Here is a 14,555-nt window from a genome sequence, read left to right on the forward strand (position 1 = left end):
CGTCAGGCGCGGTGCCGGTTCGACAGACGTGCGTGCAAGGCGTGCACCATCCGGCTGGCGGTGGTTTCACACAACGCCGGGATTACAGCGTGCAGCAAGGCCGCACCGGCGGCCAATGCCAGCGTCCCGGAAAACCCCAGCGCGAAGCGCATATGCTGGAAATAGCTCTCGTCGACACTGGCCGGGTGGTCGGTGAAAAGCCGTGCAAAGGCAGAACTGGCGGGCGCTTGCGGGTCGGTGCTGGACATGGGAACTCCTATGGGTTGATGGCGACGACTTTATCGTGGCGCGACCAAAGCTGATCCCAAAGAGTGCTTTCTTTCGAGTAATTTTGGGATTACATCCCAAACTATGACAGATGCTCTGGATGAAATTGATCGCAGGCTGCTGCGTGCCCTGCAAGCCGATGCCACCTTGTCGATGGACGCGCTGGCGGAACTGGCGGGCCTGTCGCGCAATGCTTGCTGGCGGCGCGTCAAACACCTGGAGCAGACCGGCGTGATCCGCGCGCGCCCAGCCGTGCTGGACCCAGAGGCGCTGGGCTGCCCGTTGATGGCGGTCGTCCTGATCCGCACCAATGCGCACGACACCCAGTGGCGCGACCGGTTCGAGCGGGCGGTGAATGCCATGCCGCAGGTGGTCAGCGCCTACCGGATGACCGGCGATCTGGATTACATGCTGCGGGTGCGGGTGGCCGACATGGCTGCCTATGACCAATTCTACAAGGCGTTGACCGCGCGCGTGCCTGTCTCTGACATTTCCGCCAGCTTCGTGATGGAGTTTCTGAAGGAAACCACGGCCTTGCCGCTTTAGGGCGTTGCAAAAGGGATGACAGCTTCGTGCTGATGGGGTAATCACCAAGAAACGCACGCGAACACGGAGAGTTTGACATGGCCGAACACGAGCATGGCAAAATGGACATCACCACCCAGCAAAAGACCTTTGACGGGTTCATGCGCATGGTGACATGGGGTGCTGCGATCAGCATCGGCACCTTGATCTTCATCGCCCTCGTCAACGGCTGACGCGTCACGCCTTTCAAGCAGGATCGGTCATGCAAGCAATGATTCCCCGGCAAAGCCTGCCGTGGCTGCGCGCCTTCGTGCTTATGGTGGTGGCCGCCTTCACGCTGGCGGCTTGTGCCGGCGAACGCGTCTGGGCGCCTGATGCGGCAGTTCAGGCGGCGCGTTACGTGCATGGCGGGCGGCCAGAGCTGACGGTCGTGACGATCATGAACTATCGCTCCAAGCGGGGGGACCATACGGCTTTGTTCATCAATGCCGATGAGCGCGTGCTGTTTGACCCCGCCGGTAGCTGGAAACTGCCCGAGGTGCCCGAGCGCAACGATCTGCATTACGGGATGACCCCACGCATTGGCGCGTCGTTCTACCTGAGCCACACGCGAGAGACCCATTACTCGGTCATCCAGCGTATTCCGGTGTCCATGGAAACGGCCCTGCGCGCCAAGGCACTGGCTGCCGCGGCGGGTCCGGTGCCGCCCGCGCAATGTGCCGTGTCGACAATACGTATCTTGCGTGAATTGCCGGGGTTCGAGAACCTGCGCTCCAGCTATTACCCGCACAAGCTGATGGAACAGATCGCGCAGATGCCGGGTGTCATCACGCATGAGCTGCATTACGACGCCCCCGACCTGCAACGGCAGGTTTACGGTGTGCAGGCACCGCTTTAGGGGCGGCACCTGCCTTTGCCAAAGCGCACGCGTCAGGCCGCGACCATCATCCCTTCGCGGTGCAGATGTGCGAGTGTCTGGTCCAGCGTCTTGGTGGCGCGGGCGATCAGTTCGTCAATATCGGTCGGGCTAATTACCAAGGGCGGCGCGATAATCATGCGGTCGCCGACATGGCGCATGACCAGATTGTTGCCGAAAGAATATTCGCGGCAGATATAGCCCGCCGTCCCCGCGTCGGCCTTGAACGCCGCGCGGCGGGTCTTGTCTGGCGTCAGGGCAAGGCTTGCCATCATGCCGCGGCTGACGGCCTCGCCCACCAGAGGGTGATCGGCCAATCGCGCCCAGGCCTGCGCCAGATAGGGCGCAGTTTCATTGCGAACGCGGGTGATGATTGCTTCCTCGTCCAGAATGCGCAGGTTTTCAAGCGCTACCGCCGCAGCAACCGGGTGGCCTGAATAGGTATAGCCGTGGTTGAATTCATCCTGTGCGATGGTGTTGGCCACTTCATCGCAGACGATCGACCCGCCGATGGGCTGGTAGCCCGACGACAGCCCCTTGGCGATGGTCATCACATGCGGGCGGATGCCGTAGCTTTGCGACCCGAACCAATGGCCTAGGCGGCCAAAGCCGGTGATGACCTCATCCGCGATCAGAAGAATGCCGTATTGGTCGACGATCCGCTGCACTTCGGGCCAATAGCTGTCGGGAGGAATAATCACGCCGCCCGCGCCTTGCACTGGCTCTGCGATGAAGGCCGCGACGTTTTCCGGCCCCAGTTCAAGGATCTTTTTTTCCAGCAGACGCGCGCGGGTGATGCCGAATTCCTCCGGCGTCATCTCGCCACCTTCGCCCCACCAATAGGGCTGGTCGATATGCACGATGCCGGGAATGGGCAGCCCGCCCTGCGCGTGCATCGCCGCCATACCGCCAAGCGACCCGCCACCCATGGTGGACCCGTGATAGCCATTGCGCCGCGCGATGATGGTGGTGCGCTTTGGCTGGCCCTTCAGCGCCCAATATTGGCGCACAAGGCGAATATTGGTGTCGTTGGCCTCTGACCCGGAGCCTGCGAAGAATACATGGTTCAGATCGCCCGGCGCCAGTTCGGCCAGCCGCGCGGCCAAGGTCAGGGCCGGCACATGGCTGGTCTGGAAAAACGTGTTGTAGAAGGGCAATTCGCGCATCTGGCGCGCGGCGGCTTCGGCCAGTTCCTCGCGCCCGTAGCCGATATTGACGCACCACAGCCCTGCCATGCCGTCGATCAGTTCCTCGCCATTGCTGTCGGTCAGGCGCACGCCCTGCGCGCGGGTGATGATCCGCGCGCCCTTTTTGCCCAAGGCGCCATTGGCGGTAAACGGGTGCATGTGATGGGCCGCGTCCAGCGCCTGCAACTCGGCGGTGGGCAGCGTGTTTGTCAGCGACATGTCGTGCTCCGTGAAATCAGTCTGGCGCAGCATAGAAGCGGCGTTTGCGGGGTCAAGCGATGGCGTGCTGCTTCGCCGTGACCCAAGCGCTTGCACCGCTGGGCCCATGCCCGGCGGTGCGCCATCTTGGCCCTTGGCCGCGTCAGAAAAACGCCTGAAGCCCGGTTTGCGCCCGGCCCAGGATCAGCGCGTGCACGTCATGCGTGCCTTCATATGTGTTGACCGTTTCAAGGTTCACCATGTGGCGCATGACTTGGTAGTCCTCGGAAATGCCGTTGCCGCCATGCATATCGCGGGCGTGGCGCGCGACGTCCAGCGCCTTGCCGCAGTTGTTGCGCTTGATGAGCGAGATCATCTCGGGCGCGGCATCGGCTGCGTCCATCAGGCGGCCCACTTGCAGCGCGGCTTGCAGGCCAAGCGCGATTTCCGTTTGCATATCGGCCAGTTTCTTCTGGAACAGTTGCGTGCCCGCGAGCGGCTTGTCGAATTGCTTGCGGTCCAGACCGTATTGGCGCGCGGCGTGCCAGCAGAATTCGGCAGCCCCCATCACGCCCCATGCAATGCCATAGCGCGCGCGGTTCAAACAGCCGAACGGGCCTTTCAAGCCCTCGACATATGGCAGAAGCGCGTCTTCGCCCACCTCGACCCCGTCCATCACGATCTCGCCGGTGGTCGAGGCGCGCAAGCTCAGCTTGCCCGCGATCTTGGGCGCGCTCAGCCCCTTCATACCTTTTTCCAGCACGAAACCGCGAATGCGCCCGCCATGCGCGTCGGACTTGGCCCAGATGACGAACACATCGGCAAAAGGCGCGTTCGAGATCCACATCTTGGACCCGGTCAGCTTGTAGCCGTTGGCGGTCTTCTCGGCGCGGGTTTTCATGCCGGCGGGGTCAGACCCGGCATCGGGTTCGGTCAGCCCGAAACACCCAATCAGCTTGCCCGAACACAGGCCCGGCAGGTATTTCTGGCGCTGCTCTTCGCTGCCATAGGCATAGATCGGATAGATCACGAGCGAGGATTGCACCGACATCATGCTGCGATAGCCCGAATCGACGCGCTCGATTTCGCGCGCGATCAGCCCGTAGGTCACGTAATTCGCGCCCAAGCCGCCATATTCCTCGGGAAGGGTCGCGCCTAGCAGACCCGCGTCGCCCATCAGCGGGAACAGCTCTGGCGCGGCAGTCTCTTCGCGGTAGGCGTCGATCACGCGTGGTTGCAGCGTGGATTGTGCGAATTCCTGCGCGGCATCGCGCAACATGCGCTCGTCCTCGGACAATTGGCGCTCCAGCCGCAAGGGGTCATCCCAGCTAAAGCTGCCAAGTTCGGCGGCGTCTTTGGCTTTCAGGGCGGGCTTGTCCAAGGGCATCATGTCCTCCAGTATCAGGCGATTTCCGCATGTCTTAGCTTGCATGGGCACAATGATAAAAGGATAATTCTGAAAACGCTCATTCCAAAATGGAATACATATGTCCCTGCCGCGTCGCGACCTGCCCAGCACCGCCAGCCTGCAAGCCTATGAGGCCGTGGCACGCCTTGGCAGCTTTACCGCCGCCGCGCAGGAATTGGCACTGACGCAATCGGCGGTGTCGCGCCAAGTGGCGGCGCTGGAGCGGCAGTTGGGCGTCACGCTGTTACAACGCGGCCCAAGAGAGGTCGTGCCGACCCCGGAAGGGGCCGAATACGCCACCGCCGCGCGCGCGGCATTGGGGCAGTTGCAGCGCGCGGGCTTGGCCTTGCAGGCCAGCCCGAACCAGTTGACGCTTGCCATTCTGCCCACTTTCGGCACCCGTTGGCTGATGCCGCGCCTACCGCGCTTCTTGCGCAACCACCCCGACATTACCGTGCATTTCACCACGCGCATCGGCCAGTTCGACCTGGCCGCCGAGGGGCTGGCCGCCGCCATCCATGCCGGCCGCGCCGGTTGGCCGGGGACAAAAGCCACGCTCTTGTTCGAGGACCGGGTGCAGCCTTGCGCCGCGCCCGCACTCGCGCCGCTCAGCCTCTTGCAGATTGCTCGAAGCCCGCGCTTGTCACTGGCCAGCCGTCCGCGCGAATGGGCGGATTGGTGCGCGGCACAAGGCTTGCCCGACCCCGGCCCGGCGCAGATGGTGTTCGAACATGTCTCGACCATGGCGCAGGCCTGTATCGCGGGGCTTGGCGTGGCGCTTCTGCCGGGGTTCCTGTTCCAGCCCGAACTCGCGCGCGGCGAAGTTGTGCCGCTTGGTGCGCCATGGGCCAATGGCGGCGGCTACTGGCTGATGACGCCGGACACCGCGCGCCCCAACCCCGCGACCGATGCCTTTCGCGACTGGCTGCTGACAGAGGTTGCGCGCGGTGACGGGGCTTTCGCCTGACCCCTGGGCTTGGTAAGCTGGTGCATTCCCGTCCCAAGGTAGCCCAGATGACCGCGCCCTTGCTTCCCGCGTCAAAGGATCATGCGAAAACCCGCGTCACCCTTGTGGGCGCGCTGGTCAACGTGGTGCTGTCCGCAGCGAAAATCGCGGCCGGGCTTGTTCTGGCCAGCCCGGCGCTGGTGGCGGATGGGGTGCATTCGCTGTCGGACCTTGTGTCGGATGTGCTGGTCCTGTGGGCATTGCGGCATTCGCACCTTGCCCCGGACGAAGACCACCCCTACGGCCATGGCCGGTTTGAAACTCTGGCCACGCTGGCGCTGTCGGCGGTTCTGTTGCTGACGGGACTTGGCATTGCATGGGATGCGGCGGTGCGCCTTGTCACGGGCGCGGTCAGCGCGCCCGGTGTCTGGGCTTTGGGCGTGATCGCCCTGTCCATCGTCGGGAAAGAGGCGCTTTATCACTACACCCGCGCGGTGGGCGCGCGCGAAGGGTCGCGGATGATTATCGCCAATGCGTGGCACCACCGGACCGATGCGCTGTCGTCCGTCGTGGCACTCGTGGGGGTTGGGGCTGCACAACTTGGTTTTGCGTGGGGCGATCCGGTCGCGGCCATCGTCATCGCTGCCATGCTGGGCCGGGTCGCGTGGGAATTCGGCAAGGGTGCCGTCGATGAACTGGTCGATACCCAAGCCCCCGACGGGTTGCGCGCCGACCTGCAAGACAGCCTGTCACGCACGCCGGGTGTGCAAGGGCTGCGCGATCTGCGGATGCGCCAGCACGGCGCGCGGGCCGTGGCAGATGTGTCGATCATGGTGGACCCGCATATCACCGTGACCGAAGGCCACCGCATTGCCGAAGCCGCCCGCGCCGACGCCTTGGGCCGCATAGACGCGCTGGAAGACCTGATTATCCATGTCGAACCGGCGGGTCATTTCGATGGCTTTGGCGCGACCGAAGCCCCCTTGCGCGGCGAGATAGAGGGGCTGATCCTGACGCTTGCCCAAGCGCATCCGATGGTGGCCAGTGTCGCCCGCGTGCAGCTTGGCTATTTCGAAGACGGGCTGCATGTCGAACTTCTGGCCAGCCTGCACGCGAATGCCGACCATGCCGCGACAGAGGCCGATCTGACCGACTCTCTGCGCCAGACCTTGCCGGAATTGCGCGCCCTCAGCCTGCACCGCCAAGCGGACGAGCAGAGCGGCTTGCAAGCCTAGCGCCCGCGCGTCATAACCGGCGCCATGGCCAAGGCATCGCCCCAGTTTACCTGCACCGCCTGTGGTGCGACCCACCGTAAATGGGCGGGTCAATGCGATGCCTGCGGTGGCTGGAACACCATCGTCGAAGAAGCGCCCTTATCGGTCGGCCCCGGCGCGCGGGCACTGAAGGGCAAGACCATCGCGCTCGGATCATTGGCCGATGCCGAAGCCCCGCCGCCGCGCCAACGATCCGGCATGGAAGAGTTGGACCGCGTTCTGGGCGGCGGGCTGGTCGCGGCAAGCGCCATTCTTGTGGGTGGCGATCCCGGCATCGGCAAATCCACGCTTTTGTTGCAGGCCACGGCGGCCTTTGCCCGCGCCGGTGCGCGCTGCATGTATATCTCTGGCGAGGAAGCGGCGGCGCAGGTGCGCCTGCGCGCGGCGCGTCTGGGCCTGTCGGATGCGCCGGTGCAACTGGGTGCCGAAACCCATCTGCGAGACATCCTGACCACGCTCGATGCAGAGCGCCCCGATCTTGTGGTGATCGATTCGATCCAGACCATGTGGCTCGACACAGTGGACAGCGCGCCGGGGTCCGTCGCCCAAGTGCGCGCGGCGGCGCATGAATTGGTCAGCTTTGCCAAGCGGCGCGGCGTGTCGGTCATCATCGTCGGCCATGTCACCAAGGAGGGGCAGATCGCAGGTCCGCGCGTGGTCGAGCATATGGTCGACACGGTGCTTTATTTTGAGGGCGAGCGCGGCCACCAGTTCCGCATCCTGCGAGCGGTCAAGAACCGCTTCGGCCCGGCGGATGAAATCGGCGTGTTCGAGATGACGGGCACGGGCCTGTCAGAAGTGGCCAACCCCTCGGCCCTGTTCCTGTCCGAACGCGGCACGCCCGCGCCGGGGTCCGTGGTCTTCGCAGGCATGGAAGGCACGCGGCCCGTCCTGACCGAAATTCAGGCGCTCGTCGCGCCCTCGCCCTTGGGCACGCCGCGCCGCACCGTGGTGGGGCTGGACAGCGCGCGGCTGTCCACCGTTCTGGCCGTGCTGGAAGCCCGCTGCGGCATTCCCTTTGCAGGCATGGACGTGTTCCTGAACGTCGCGGGCGGGATGCGTGTCATGGAACCCGCCGCCGATCTGGCACTGGCCTGCGCGCTTCTCTCTGCGCGCGAAGATCATGCACTTCCGCCCGAAACAGTGGTTTTTGGCGAAATCAGCCTGTCTGGCGCGCTTCGCCCGGTGGTGCAGACCGAAAACAGGTTGAAAGAAGCCCAAAAACTTGGTTTTAGCGCTGCTATCGGCCCAAGCCTTGCAAAACCCATCGACATGGGCGGGATGCGGCTGAACCAGATGCCCGATCTGGCACAGGTGGTAGGACAGGTTTTCGGCGCGGGGTAAGCCGCGACAGCAGGAGTTAGGTCATGGACACGTTCACACTGGTCGATGCAGGTGTCGCCGTTATCATCATCGTGTCGGGCATTCTGGCCTATTCGCGCGGCTTCGTGCGCGAAACTCTGGCGATCATCGGCTGGATCGTGGCCGCGGTTCTGGCCTTCATGCTGGCCCCCGCCGCACAACCCCTTGTGCGTGAAATCCCCTACCTTGGCGATTTCTTGGGCGATAGCTGCGAACTGACCGTGATCGCAGCCTTTGCGGCGGTCTTCGCGCTGGCGCTGGTGCTGGCGTCCTTGTTCACGCCGCTGTTTTCCTCGTTCATCCGCAATTCGGCGCTGGGCGGGATCGACCAGGGCATGGGCTTTTTCTTTGGCGTGGTGCGCGGCATCTTGCTGGTCGCCGTGGCGCTTCTTGTCTTTGACCGCGCCGTTCCCCCCGGTTCGGTCGAGATGGTGGAAAACTCGCGTTCCGCGGCTGTCTTCGGGCAGCTTTCGGGCAACCTGAACAATGCCGTTCCGTCCGATGCCCCGAACTGGCTGGTCGCCCGCTATGAGCAACTGACCGTCGGCTGCCGCTAAGCGCGTGGCATGACCCCGGCCGCCCGGCTGCAAGCCGCCACAGAGATTCTGGATACCATCCTTGACGGCAAACCTGCCGAGCAGGTCTTGACGAACTGGGCGCGCGCCAACCGCTTTGCCGGGTCCAAGGACCGCGCCGCGATCCGCGATCATGTGTTCGACTGTATCCGCTGCAAACGCTCCTTCGCCCATCTTGGCGGGCGGGCGGATGGGCGCGGGCTGGTTCTGGGGTTGCTGCGCGACGCGGGCCGCGACCCGGCAGAGCTGTTCACGGGCGAAGGCTATGCGCCGCAGCCGCTGACGGACGCGGACGCGCCCAACCCGGCCCGCATGCCGCGCGCCGTGGCGCTGGATTGTCCCGACTGGATATTGCCCAAGCTTGACGCAGGCTTGGGTGACGAGTGTGACGCGGTGCTGGGGGCCATGCGCCAGCGCGCGCCGGTCTTCGTGCGGGTGAATATCGCCCGCATCACGGTCGAGAAAGCCGCCGACAGCCTGCGCGAGGACGGGATCGAATCCCACCCGGCCCCATTGGCCCAGACGGGTCTGGTCCTGACCGAAAACGCCCGCCGCCTGCGCCAGTCGAATACCTTTCAGACGGGGCTTGTGGAATTGCAAGACGCCGCTTCGCAAGCCGTGGTCGCGGCGCTGCCCGACCTGACTGGCCTGCGCGTTCTGGATTTTTGCGCGGGCGGTGGTGGCAAGGCGCTGGCCATGGCCGCGCGCGGCGCCGATGTCACAGCGCATGATGCAGATCCGGCCCGGATGCGGGATCTGCCCGAGCGCGCGGCCCGCGCGGAAGCGCGAATCGCGGTGCAAACGACGCCCAAGGGACTGTTCGACCTTGTGCTGACCGATGTGCCTTGTTCCGGCAGCGGCGCGTGGCGGCGCGCGCCCGAAGGCAAATGGACCCTCTCAGAGTCGCGGCTGAAACAGTTGCAGTCGCTTCAGTCCGAAATCCTGTCGCGGGCTTGGGACCATGTGCGACCGGGCGGGCATCTGGCCTATGCCACCTGTTCGCTGCTTCTGGAAGAGAATGCGCACCAAGTGGACGCGTTCGTTGCAAAAAACGCGCAGGCATCCTGCCTGTGGCAGCGCAGCTTCACGCCGCTCGATGGTGGCGACGGGTTCTTCGCGGCGCTCATTTCAAAGGCGAGTTAATAACACCTTTAGGTTGCATGACTATCGGCTCCGGTTAAAGTGAAATTAACTTTTTGCCGGCAAAGCTTGTCGCAGCAACTTCAGAGGATCGCGTGGCCGCTTCCAGTTCGGGAACTTCAATCGACTTCAACGTCGTCGGTCCGTTTCGCGGGCGGCGTCGGCTGCTGGGCCTTGTTGTGGCGCTGGGCCTCGGTCTGCTTGGTGCCGGTGTCTGGGCGCATGGCGGCGGAATCTGGCCGCTTTTGCTGGATGTCGCAGGTATGTCCATGGTCTGTTCGGGTACCCTGATCTGGCTTTGGGCCAGCATCTCACGGTGGCGGCTTGGACGCGACATCGCAACGATCGAAGCGCTCTATGGCGGGTCGCAAGAGGGTGTCTTTTTGGTTGGCGACGGGTCTCGGCATATCCTCTGGATGAACGCCAGCGCCACCGCCTTGGGCCATGCGACGGCGGGTGAAAATGTTGCCCGGCTGCTGGCCGACATTACCGCTCAACCGGCCACGCTGGCCGAACGCCTGCACGAAATGGCCCATGCCTCTGGTGTAGCGCGCCACAATGTTCCGCTGGATGAAGGCGACTGGCAGGCATCTGTTCGGCCCGCAGGCCATGGCAAAATGCTATGGCAAATCACCTTGCAAGAACGGGCCGACACGCGCGATGACCTGCCGTTCCAACTCGTTCAGGCGGATCGCACCGGCGCGATCCGATATGTCTCGCCTTCGCTGGTGAAGCCCGACAGGCTGCGCCCGCGTCGGTTGTCCGACCTGTTCGACCTGCCTTTGCCGCAGCCGGGGGTTTTGACCAGCCTCTCCGACCGGCTGAACGGGCTGCGCCATCAGGCCATGCGCTTGGTCGCAGAGGATGGGACCGAAACGATCGCGCTTTTGGGGCGGGCCGAGGATGTGGTGCTGGAAGGCAGCGATCTTGACGCCTTGCAAACGCTTCCCGTTGCGATCGCCCTGATAGATTCCGATGCGCGGCTATCCTGGTTCAATGACGAAACACAGCGTTTGCTGCGACTGCGTGGTAACAGCCACCCCAGTTTTTGCGAGCTGCTGGAAGGGCTTGGGCGCCCGGTCGAGGAATGGTTGGCGGATTTGCGCGCGGGCCGACTGGGCACGGCGACCGAAGTGCTGCGCACTGTTAGCCCGGCGGGCGAACGCTTTTTGCAAGTCACCCTGCGCCCTTACGGCGCGACCGGCGATCTGCTGGCGATCATGCATGACGCGACCGAATTCAAGGCGCTGGAAGCCAAGTTCACCCAAAGCCAGAAGATGCAGGCAATCGGTCAGCTTGCGGGCGGGGTCGCGCATGATTTCAACAACCTGCTGACCGCGATCTCGGGGCATTGCGACCTGATCCTGCTGCGCCATGACCGCAGCGACACGGACTACCCTGACCTGATGCAGATCCAGCAAAACACCAACCGCGCGGCGGCTCTGGTGCGGCAATTGCTGGCGTTCTCCCGCAAGCAAACGCTCCAGTTCGAAACGCTGGACCTGCATGACCTGCTAGCGGATACGATCCACCTTTTGAACCGCCTTGTCGGCGAACGCGTTACGCTAACGCTGCGCTACGGCGCCGATATGCCGCTGATCCGCTCTGACAAGCGGCAATTCGAACAAGTGCTGATGAACCTTGTCGTCAACGCGCGCGATGCGATGCCGATGGGCGGCGAGGTCGTGATCGAAACTGAACGCTGTCATCTTGCGAACGGGCTTGCCCGCGACCGGGCCACTGTGCCGCCGGGCGATTATGCCGTGATCCGGGTGCGCGATGAGGGCATGGGCATGTCGCCAAGTGTCAAGGCGAAAGCCTTTGATCCGTTCTTCAGCACCAAACGTCAGGGCGAGGGCACGGGGCTGGGGCTGTCAACGGTCTACGGCATTATCAAGCAATCGGGCGGTTTCATCTTTGTCGACAGCGAAGAAGGTGAGGGCACGACCTTCTCGATCTATTTCGCGGCGCAGGCACCGGTTGCACAGCCGCAGAACACGGCACCTGCGGCAAAGCAGCCCGCAGTCGCAAGCGTTGCCCGCAGCACCGTGTTGCTGGTCGAGGATGAAGCGCCGGTCCGGTCTTTCGCGGCGCGCGCGCTGCAATTGCAGGGCCACCGTGTGCTGGAAGCCGATTGCGGCGAAGCGGCACTCGAGATCTTGCAAGAGCCCGGCCAGCGCCCCGATGTCATCGTGACCGATGTCATCATGCCGGGGCTGGACGGGCCGGCATGGGTCTCTCAGATACGCGACAGCTTTCCCGACACGCCCATCGTGTTCATGTCTGGCTATGCCGAGGACAGCCGCGTGGCGGCACAAGCGGCTTTTGGCAAGGCCGTCTTCATCGGCAAGCCGTTTTCGCTGGCAGAGTTCACCCAGATCGTGAACGATCAGCTGCGATCCGTGACCGAAGCGGCATAACTTGCGCCGCGGCGCGCCGCGTGCAAACTGTTACACATGATAAACACTGCGCCCGACTCGCGCCCTATCATGGGCATGCTCTGGATGTTCCTGACGGGCCTGTGCTTTGTCGCGGTGACGGCCCTTGTCAAATACCTGGGCGACGATCTTCCCGCCGCGCAGCAAGCCTTTTTGCGCTACCTGCTTGGGTTGGTTTTTCTTGTGCCGATGTGGCCCGCGCTGCGCGACAGCCGGTTCAGCCGCATGGTGTTGGGCGTGTTCGCGCTGCGCGGCGCCATACATGCGTTGGGCGTGGCGCTTTGGTTCTATGCCATGACCCAGATCCCGATCGCCGAGGTAACGGCGATGAATTACCTGACGCCCGTCTATGTCACCCTCGGCGCGGCGTTGTTCCTAGGGGAACGCTTGGCCCTGCGCCGCCTGCTCGCCGTGCTCGTGGCGTTTCTGGGTGCGCTCGTCATCCTGCGGCCGGGGTTGCGCGAGGTGTCAAGCGGTCACTTGGCCATGCTGGGCACCGCGATCTTCTTCGCCGCGTCCTACCTGATGGCAAAGCGTCTCAGCGGGCAGGTTTCGGCCAGCATGGTGGTTGCGATGCTGTCGGTGGCCGTGACGGTCGCGCTTTCGCCCTTGGCCTATGCCGTCTGGGTGCCGCCGACGGCTGCGCAGCTTTTGGGGTTGCTGGCGGTCGCGGCCTTTGCCACGGCGGGGCATTACAGCATGACCCGCGCCTTCGCCGCCGCGCCCGTCACCGTCACGCAGCCCGTCACTTTCCTGCAACTGGTCTGGGCCGTGGCCATCGGTGCCATGTTCTTTGCCGAACCCGTGGACCTGTTCGTGGTCTTGGGCGGCATGGTCATCATGGCGTCGGTGCTGTTCATCACCTGGCGCGAGGCCATGTTGCGCAAGCAGGCGAAGCGCGCGGTGCCGGCCCCCTGACCGGCACCGCAGGTATTTACAGCTCTGCCATTACCTCGTCAGAGACCTCGAAATTCGCGGTCACGTTCTGGACGTCGTCATCATCTTCCAGCGCGTCGATCAGCTTCATCAACGCGCGCGCACCCTCCAGGTCCAGCTCTGTCGTGGTTTGCGGCTTCCAGACCAGCTTGGTGCTTTCGGCCTCGCCCAGCGCGGCTTCGAGCGCGGTGGACACCGCGTTCAGGTCGGTATCGGCGCACCAGATGACATGCTCTTCCTCGCCGCTTTCCACGTCTTCCGCCCCGGCATCAATCGCGGCCAGCATGACGCTGTCGGCATCGCCCGCGCTTGCGGGATAGACGATCCGGCCCATGCGGTCGAACATGAAGGCCACCGACCCTGTTTCGCCCAGATTGCCGCCATTCTTCGAGAAGGTCGAGCGCACGTTCGAAGCGGTGCGGTTGCGGTTGTCGGTCATCGCCTCGACAATCACGGCCACGCCGCCAGGGCCATAGCCCTCGTAGCGGATTTCATCGTAGCTTTCGGCATCGCCGCCCTGCGATTTCTTGATCGCGCGCTCGATATTGTCCTTGGGCATGGACACCGATTTCGCCTCTTTCACCGCAAGACGCAGGCGCGGGTTCTTGTCGGGGTCCGGATCGCCCATTTTGGCGGCGACCGTAATTTCCTTGGAAAGCTTGGAAAACAGCTTCGCACGGACCGCGTCCTGACGGCCCTTGCGGTGTTGGATATTGGCCCATTTGGAATGGCCTGCCATAGCAATCTCCGAGAGTTTGATTGTCTTGCGCGTGTTTAGTCCAGACGGGCTGCCCAAGACAAGCCCGCCCGGCCAAGCAAAACGCCCGCACGGGGGCCGTGCGGGCGTTCGCCAGTCGTGTTTACCGGGTCTTACGCGGCGCGCGAGACCAGAACGTCATTCACCTGCTTCTGCGCAACCACTTCGTCACCACCGGCCACGGCGGCGACTTCGCGGGTCAGACGCTCGAGCGCGGCTTCATAAAGCTGACGTTCCGAATAGGATTGCTCGCGCTGGTCGTCGCTGCGGTGCAGGTCGCGCACCACTTCGGCAATCGCCAGCAGGTCGCCGGAATTGATCTTCTGCTCGTATTCCTGCGCCCGGCGCGACCACATCGCCCGCTTCACGCGCGCCTTGCCTTTCAGCGTGGCAAGCGCCTTGTCGACGATTTCGGGCGAAGAGAGCGAGCGCATCCCCACGGTGACGGCCTTGTTGGTCGGCACGCGCAGCGTCATCTTCTCTTTCTCGAACGAGATAACGAAAAGTTCGAGTTTCAGGCCCGCGATTTCCTGTTCTTCGATCGACACGATCTGGCCGACACCATGGGCCGGATAGACCACGTATTCATTCGCGCGAAACTCGGATTTTTTCGTTTTTGTCATACT

Annotated in this window: 15 protein-coding genes; 10 read left to right on the plus strand and 5 right to left on the minus strand. The window is 63.7% G+C overall.

All coding sequences use genetic code 11. The annotated features are described in order from the left end of the window. Positions 1-2 precede the first annotated feature (2 nt). Positions 3-248 carry a DUF6356 family protein gene (locus tag J1C52_RS06080; RefSeq protein ID WP_227427043.1) on the minus strand — a complete coding sequence of 82 codons (246 nt, stop codon included), beginning with the start codon at positions 246-248 and terminating at the stop codon, positions 3-5. Positions 249-351: 103 nt separating this feature from the next. On the opposite strand from J1C52_RS06080, the gene J1C52_RS06085 reads away from it, so the two are divergent. The 3 genes from J1C52_RS06085 to J1C52_RS06095 all read left to right on the plus strand — a co-directional run bounded on the left by J1C52_RS06085 (position 352) and on the right by J1C52_RS06095 (position 1,690). Beyond that, positions 352-813, plus strand: coding sequence for an Lrp/AsnC family transcriptional regulator (locus J1C52_RS06085; protein ID WP_227427044.1), 462 nt, complete (start codon positions 352-354; stop codon positions 811-813). A 77-nt stretch (positions 814-890) separates the two neighbouring features. Further along, entirely contained in the window at positions 891-1,025 is a 135-nt protein-coding gene (locus J1C52_RS06090; RefSeq protein ID WP_227427045.1) for an aa3-type cytochrome c oxidase subunit IV, read from the plus strand. Positions 1,026-1,054: 29 nt separating this feature from the next. Beyond that, positions 1,055-1,690 (plus strand): hypothetical protein, encoded by a 636-nt coding sequence (locus tag J1C52_RS06095; RefSeq protein ID WP_227427046.1) that lies wholly within the window; start codon positions 1,055-1,057, stop codon positions 1,688-1,690. Between the two features lie 32 nt (positions 1,691-1,722). Here the strand turns inward: J1C52_RS06095 and J1C52_RS06100 are convergent, their stop codons facing one another. Together J1C52_RS06100 and J1C52_RS06105 are read right to left on the minus strand one after the other, a co-directional pair. Further along, positions 1,723-3,114, minus strand: a complete 1,392-nt coding sequence (locus J1C52_RS06100; protein ID WP_227427047.1) for an aspartate aminotransferase family protein — start codon at positions 3,112-3,114, stop codon at positions 1,723-1,725. Between the two features lie 142 nt (positions 3,115-3,256). Continuing rightward, complete coding sequence (locus J1C52_RS06105) at positions 3,257-4,480, minus strand: acyl-CoA dehydrogenase (protein ID WP_227427048.1); 1,224 nt, start codon at positions 4,478-4,480, stop codon at positions 3,257-3,259. Positions 4,481-4,580: 100 nt separating this feature from the next. Here J1C52_RS06105 and J1C52_RS06110 point away from each other — a divergent pair, with 100 nt between their 5' ends. The 7 genes from J1C52_RS06110 to J1C52_RS06140 all read left to right on the plus strand — a co-directional run bounded on the left by J1C52_RS06110 (position 4,581) and on the right by J1C52_RS06140 (position 13,154). Continuing rightward, positions 4,581-5,468 (plus strand): LysR family transcriptional regulator, encoded by an 888-nt coding sequence (locus J1C52_RS06110; protein ID WP_227427049.1) that lies wholly within the window; start codon positions 4,581-4,583, stop codon positions 5,466-5,468. Between the two features lie 47 nt (positions 5,469-5,515). After that, positions 5,516-6,682: a cation diffusion facilitator family transporter gene (locus tag J1C52_RS06115; RefSeq protein ID WP_227427050.1), complete on the plus strand. Its 1,167-nt coding sequence runs from the start codon at positions 5,516-5,518 to the stop codon at positions 6,680-6,682. 24 nt (positions 6,683-6,706) lie between these two features. After that, the gene (radA, locus tag J1C52_RS06120) at positions 6,707-8,065 is read left to right on the plus strand and encodes a DNA repair protein RadA (protein ID WP_227427051.1); all 1,359 of its coding nucleotides are present in this window, start codon (positions 6,707-6,709) and stop codon (positions 8,063-8,065) included. 23 nt (positions 8,066-8,088) lie between these two features. Next, positions 8,089-8,640: a CvpA family protein gene (locus tag J1C52_RS06125; RefSeq protein ID WP_227427052.1), complete on the plus strand. Its 552-nt coding sequence runs from the start codon at positions 8,089-8,091 to the stop codon at positions 8,638-8,640. Positions 8,641-8,649: 9 nt separating this feature from the next. Further along, positions 8,650-9,801: an RsmB/NOP family class I SAM-dependent RNA methyltransferase gene (locus tag J1C52_RS06130; protein WP_227427053.1), complete on the plus strand. Its 1,152-nt coding sequence runs from the start codon at positions 8,650-8,652 to the stop codon at positions 9,799-9,801. Between the two features lie 92 nt (positions 9,802-9,893). After that, positions 9,894-12,218, plus strand: coding sequence for a response regulator (locus J1C52_RS15155; RefSeq protein ID WP_227427054.1), 2,325 nt, complete (start codon positions 9,894-9,896; stop codon positions 12,216-12,218). 69 nt (positions 12,219-12,287) lie between these two features. Further along, a complete protein-coding gene (locus J1C52_RS06140) occupies positions 12,288-13,154 on the plus strand; it encodes a DMT family transporter (protein WP_370633232.1) in 867 nt (288 codons plus the stop codon). A gap of 16 nt (positions 13,155-13,170) precedes the next feature. On the opposite strand, the gene J1C52_RS06145 is transcribed toward J1C52_RS06140, so the two are convergent. Further along, positions 13,171-13,911 carry a YebC/PmpR family DNA-binding transcriptional regulator gene (locus J1C52_RS06145; protein WP_227427056.1) on the minus strand — a complete coding sequence of 247 codons (741 nt, stop codon included), beginning with the start codon at positions 13,909-13,911 and terminating at the stop codon, positions 13,171-13,173. Between the two features lie 131 nt (positions 13,912-14,042). Further along, positions 14,043-14,552, minus strand: a complete 510-nt coding sequence (locus tag J1C52_RS06150) for a CarD family transcriptional regulator (RefSeq protein ID WP_227427057.1) — start codon at positions 14,550-14,552, stop codon at positions 14,043-14,045. Positions 14,553-14,555 lie beyond the last annotated feature (3 nt).

The organism is Roseibaca sp. Y0-43, assembly GCF_020667835.1.
In the GTDB taxonomy this organism is placed as follows: Bacteria; Pseudomonadota; Alphaproteobacteria; order Rhodobacterales; family Rhodobacteraceae; genus Roseinatronobacter.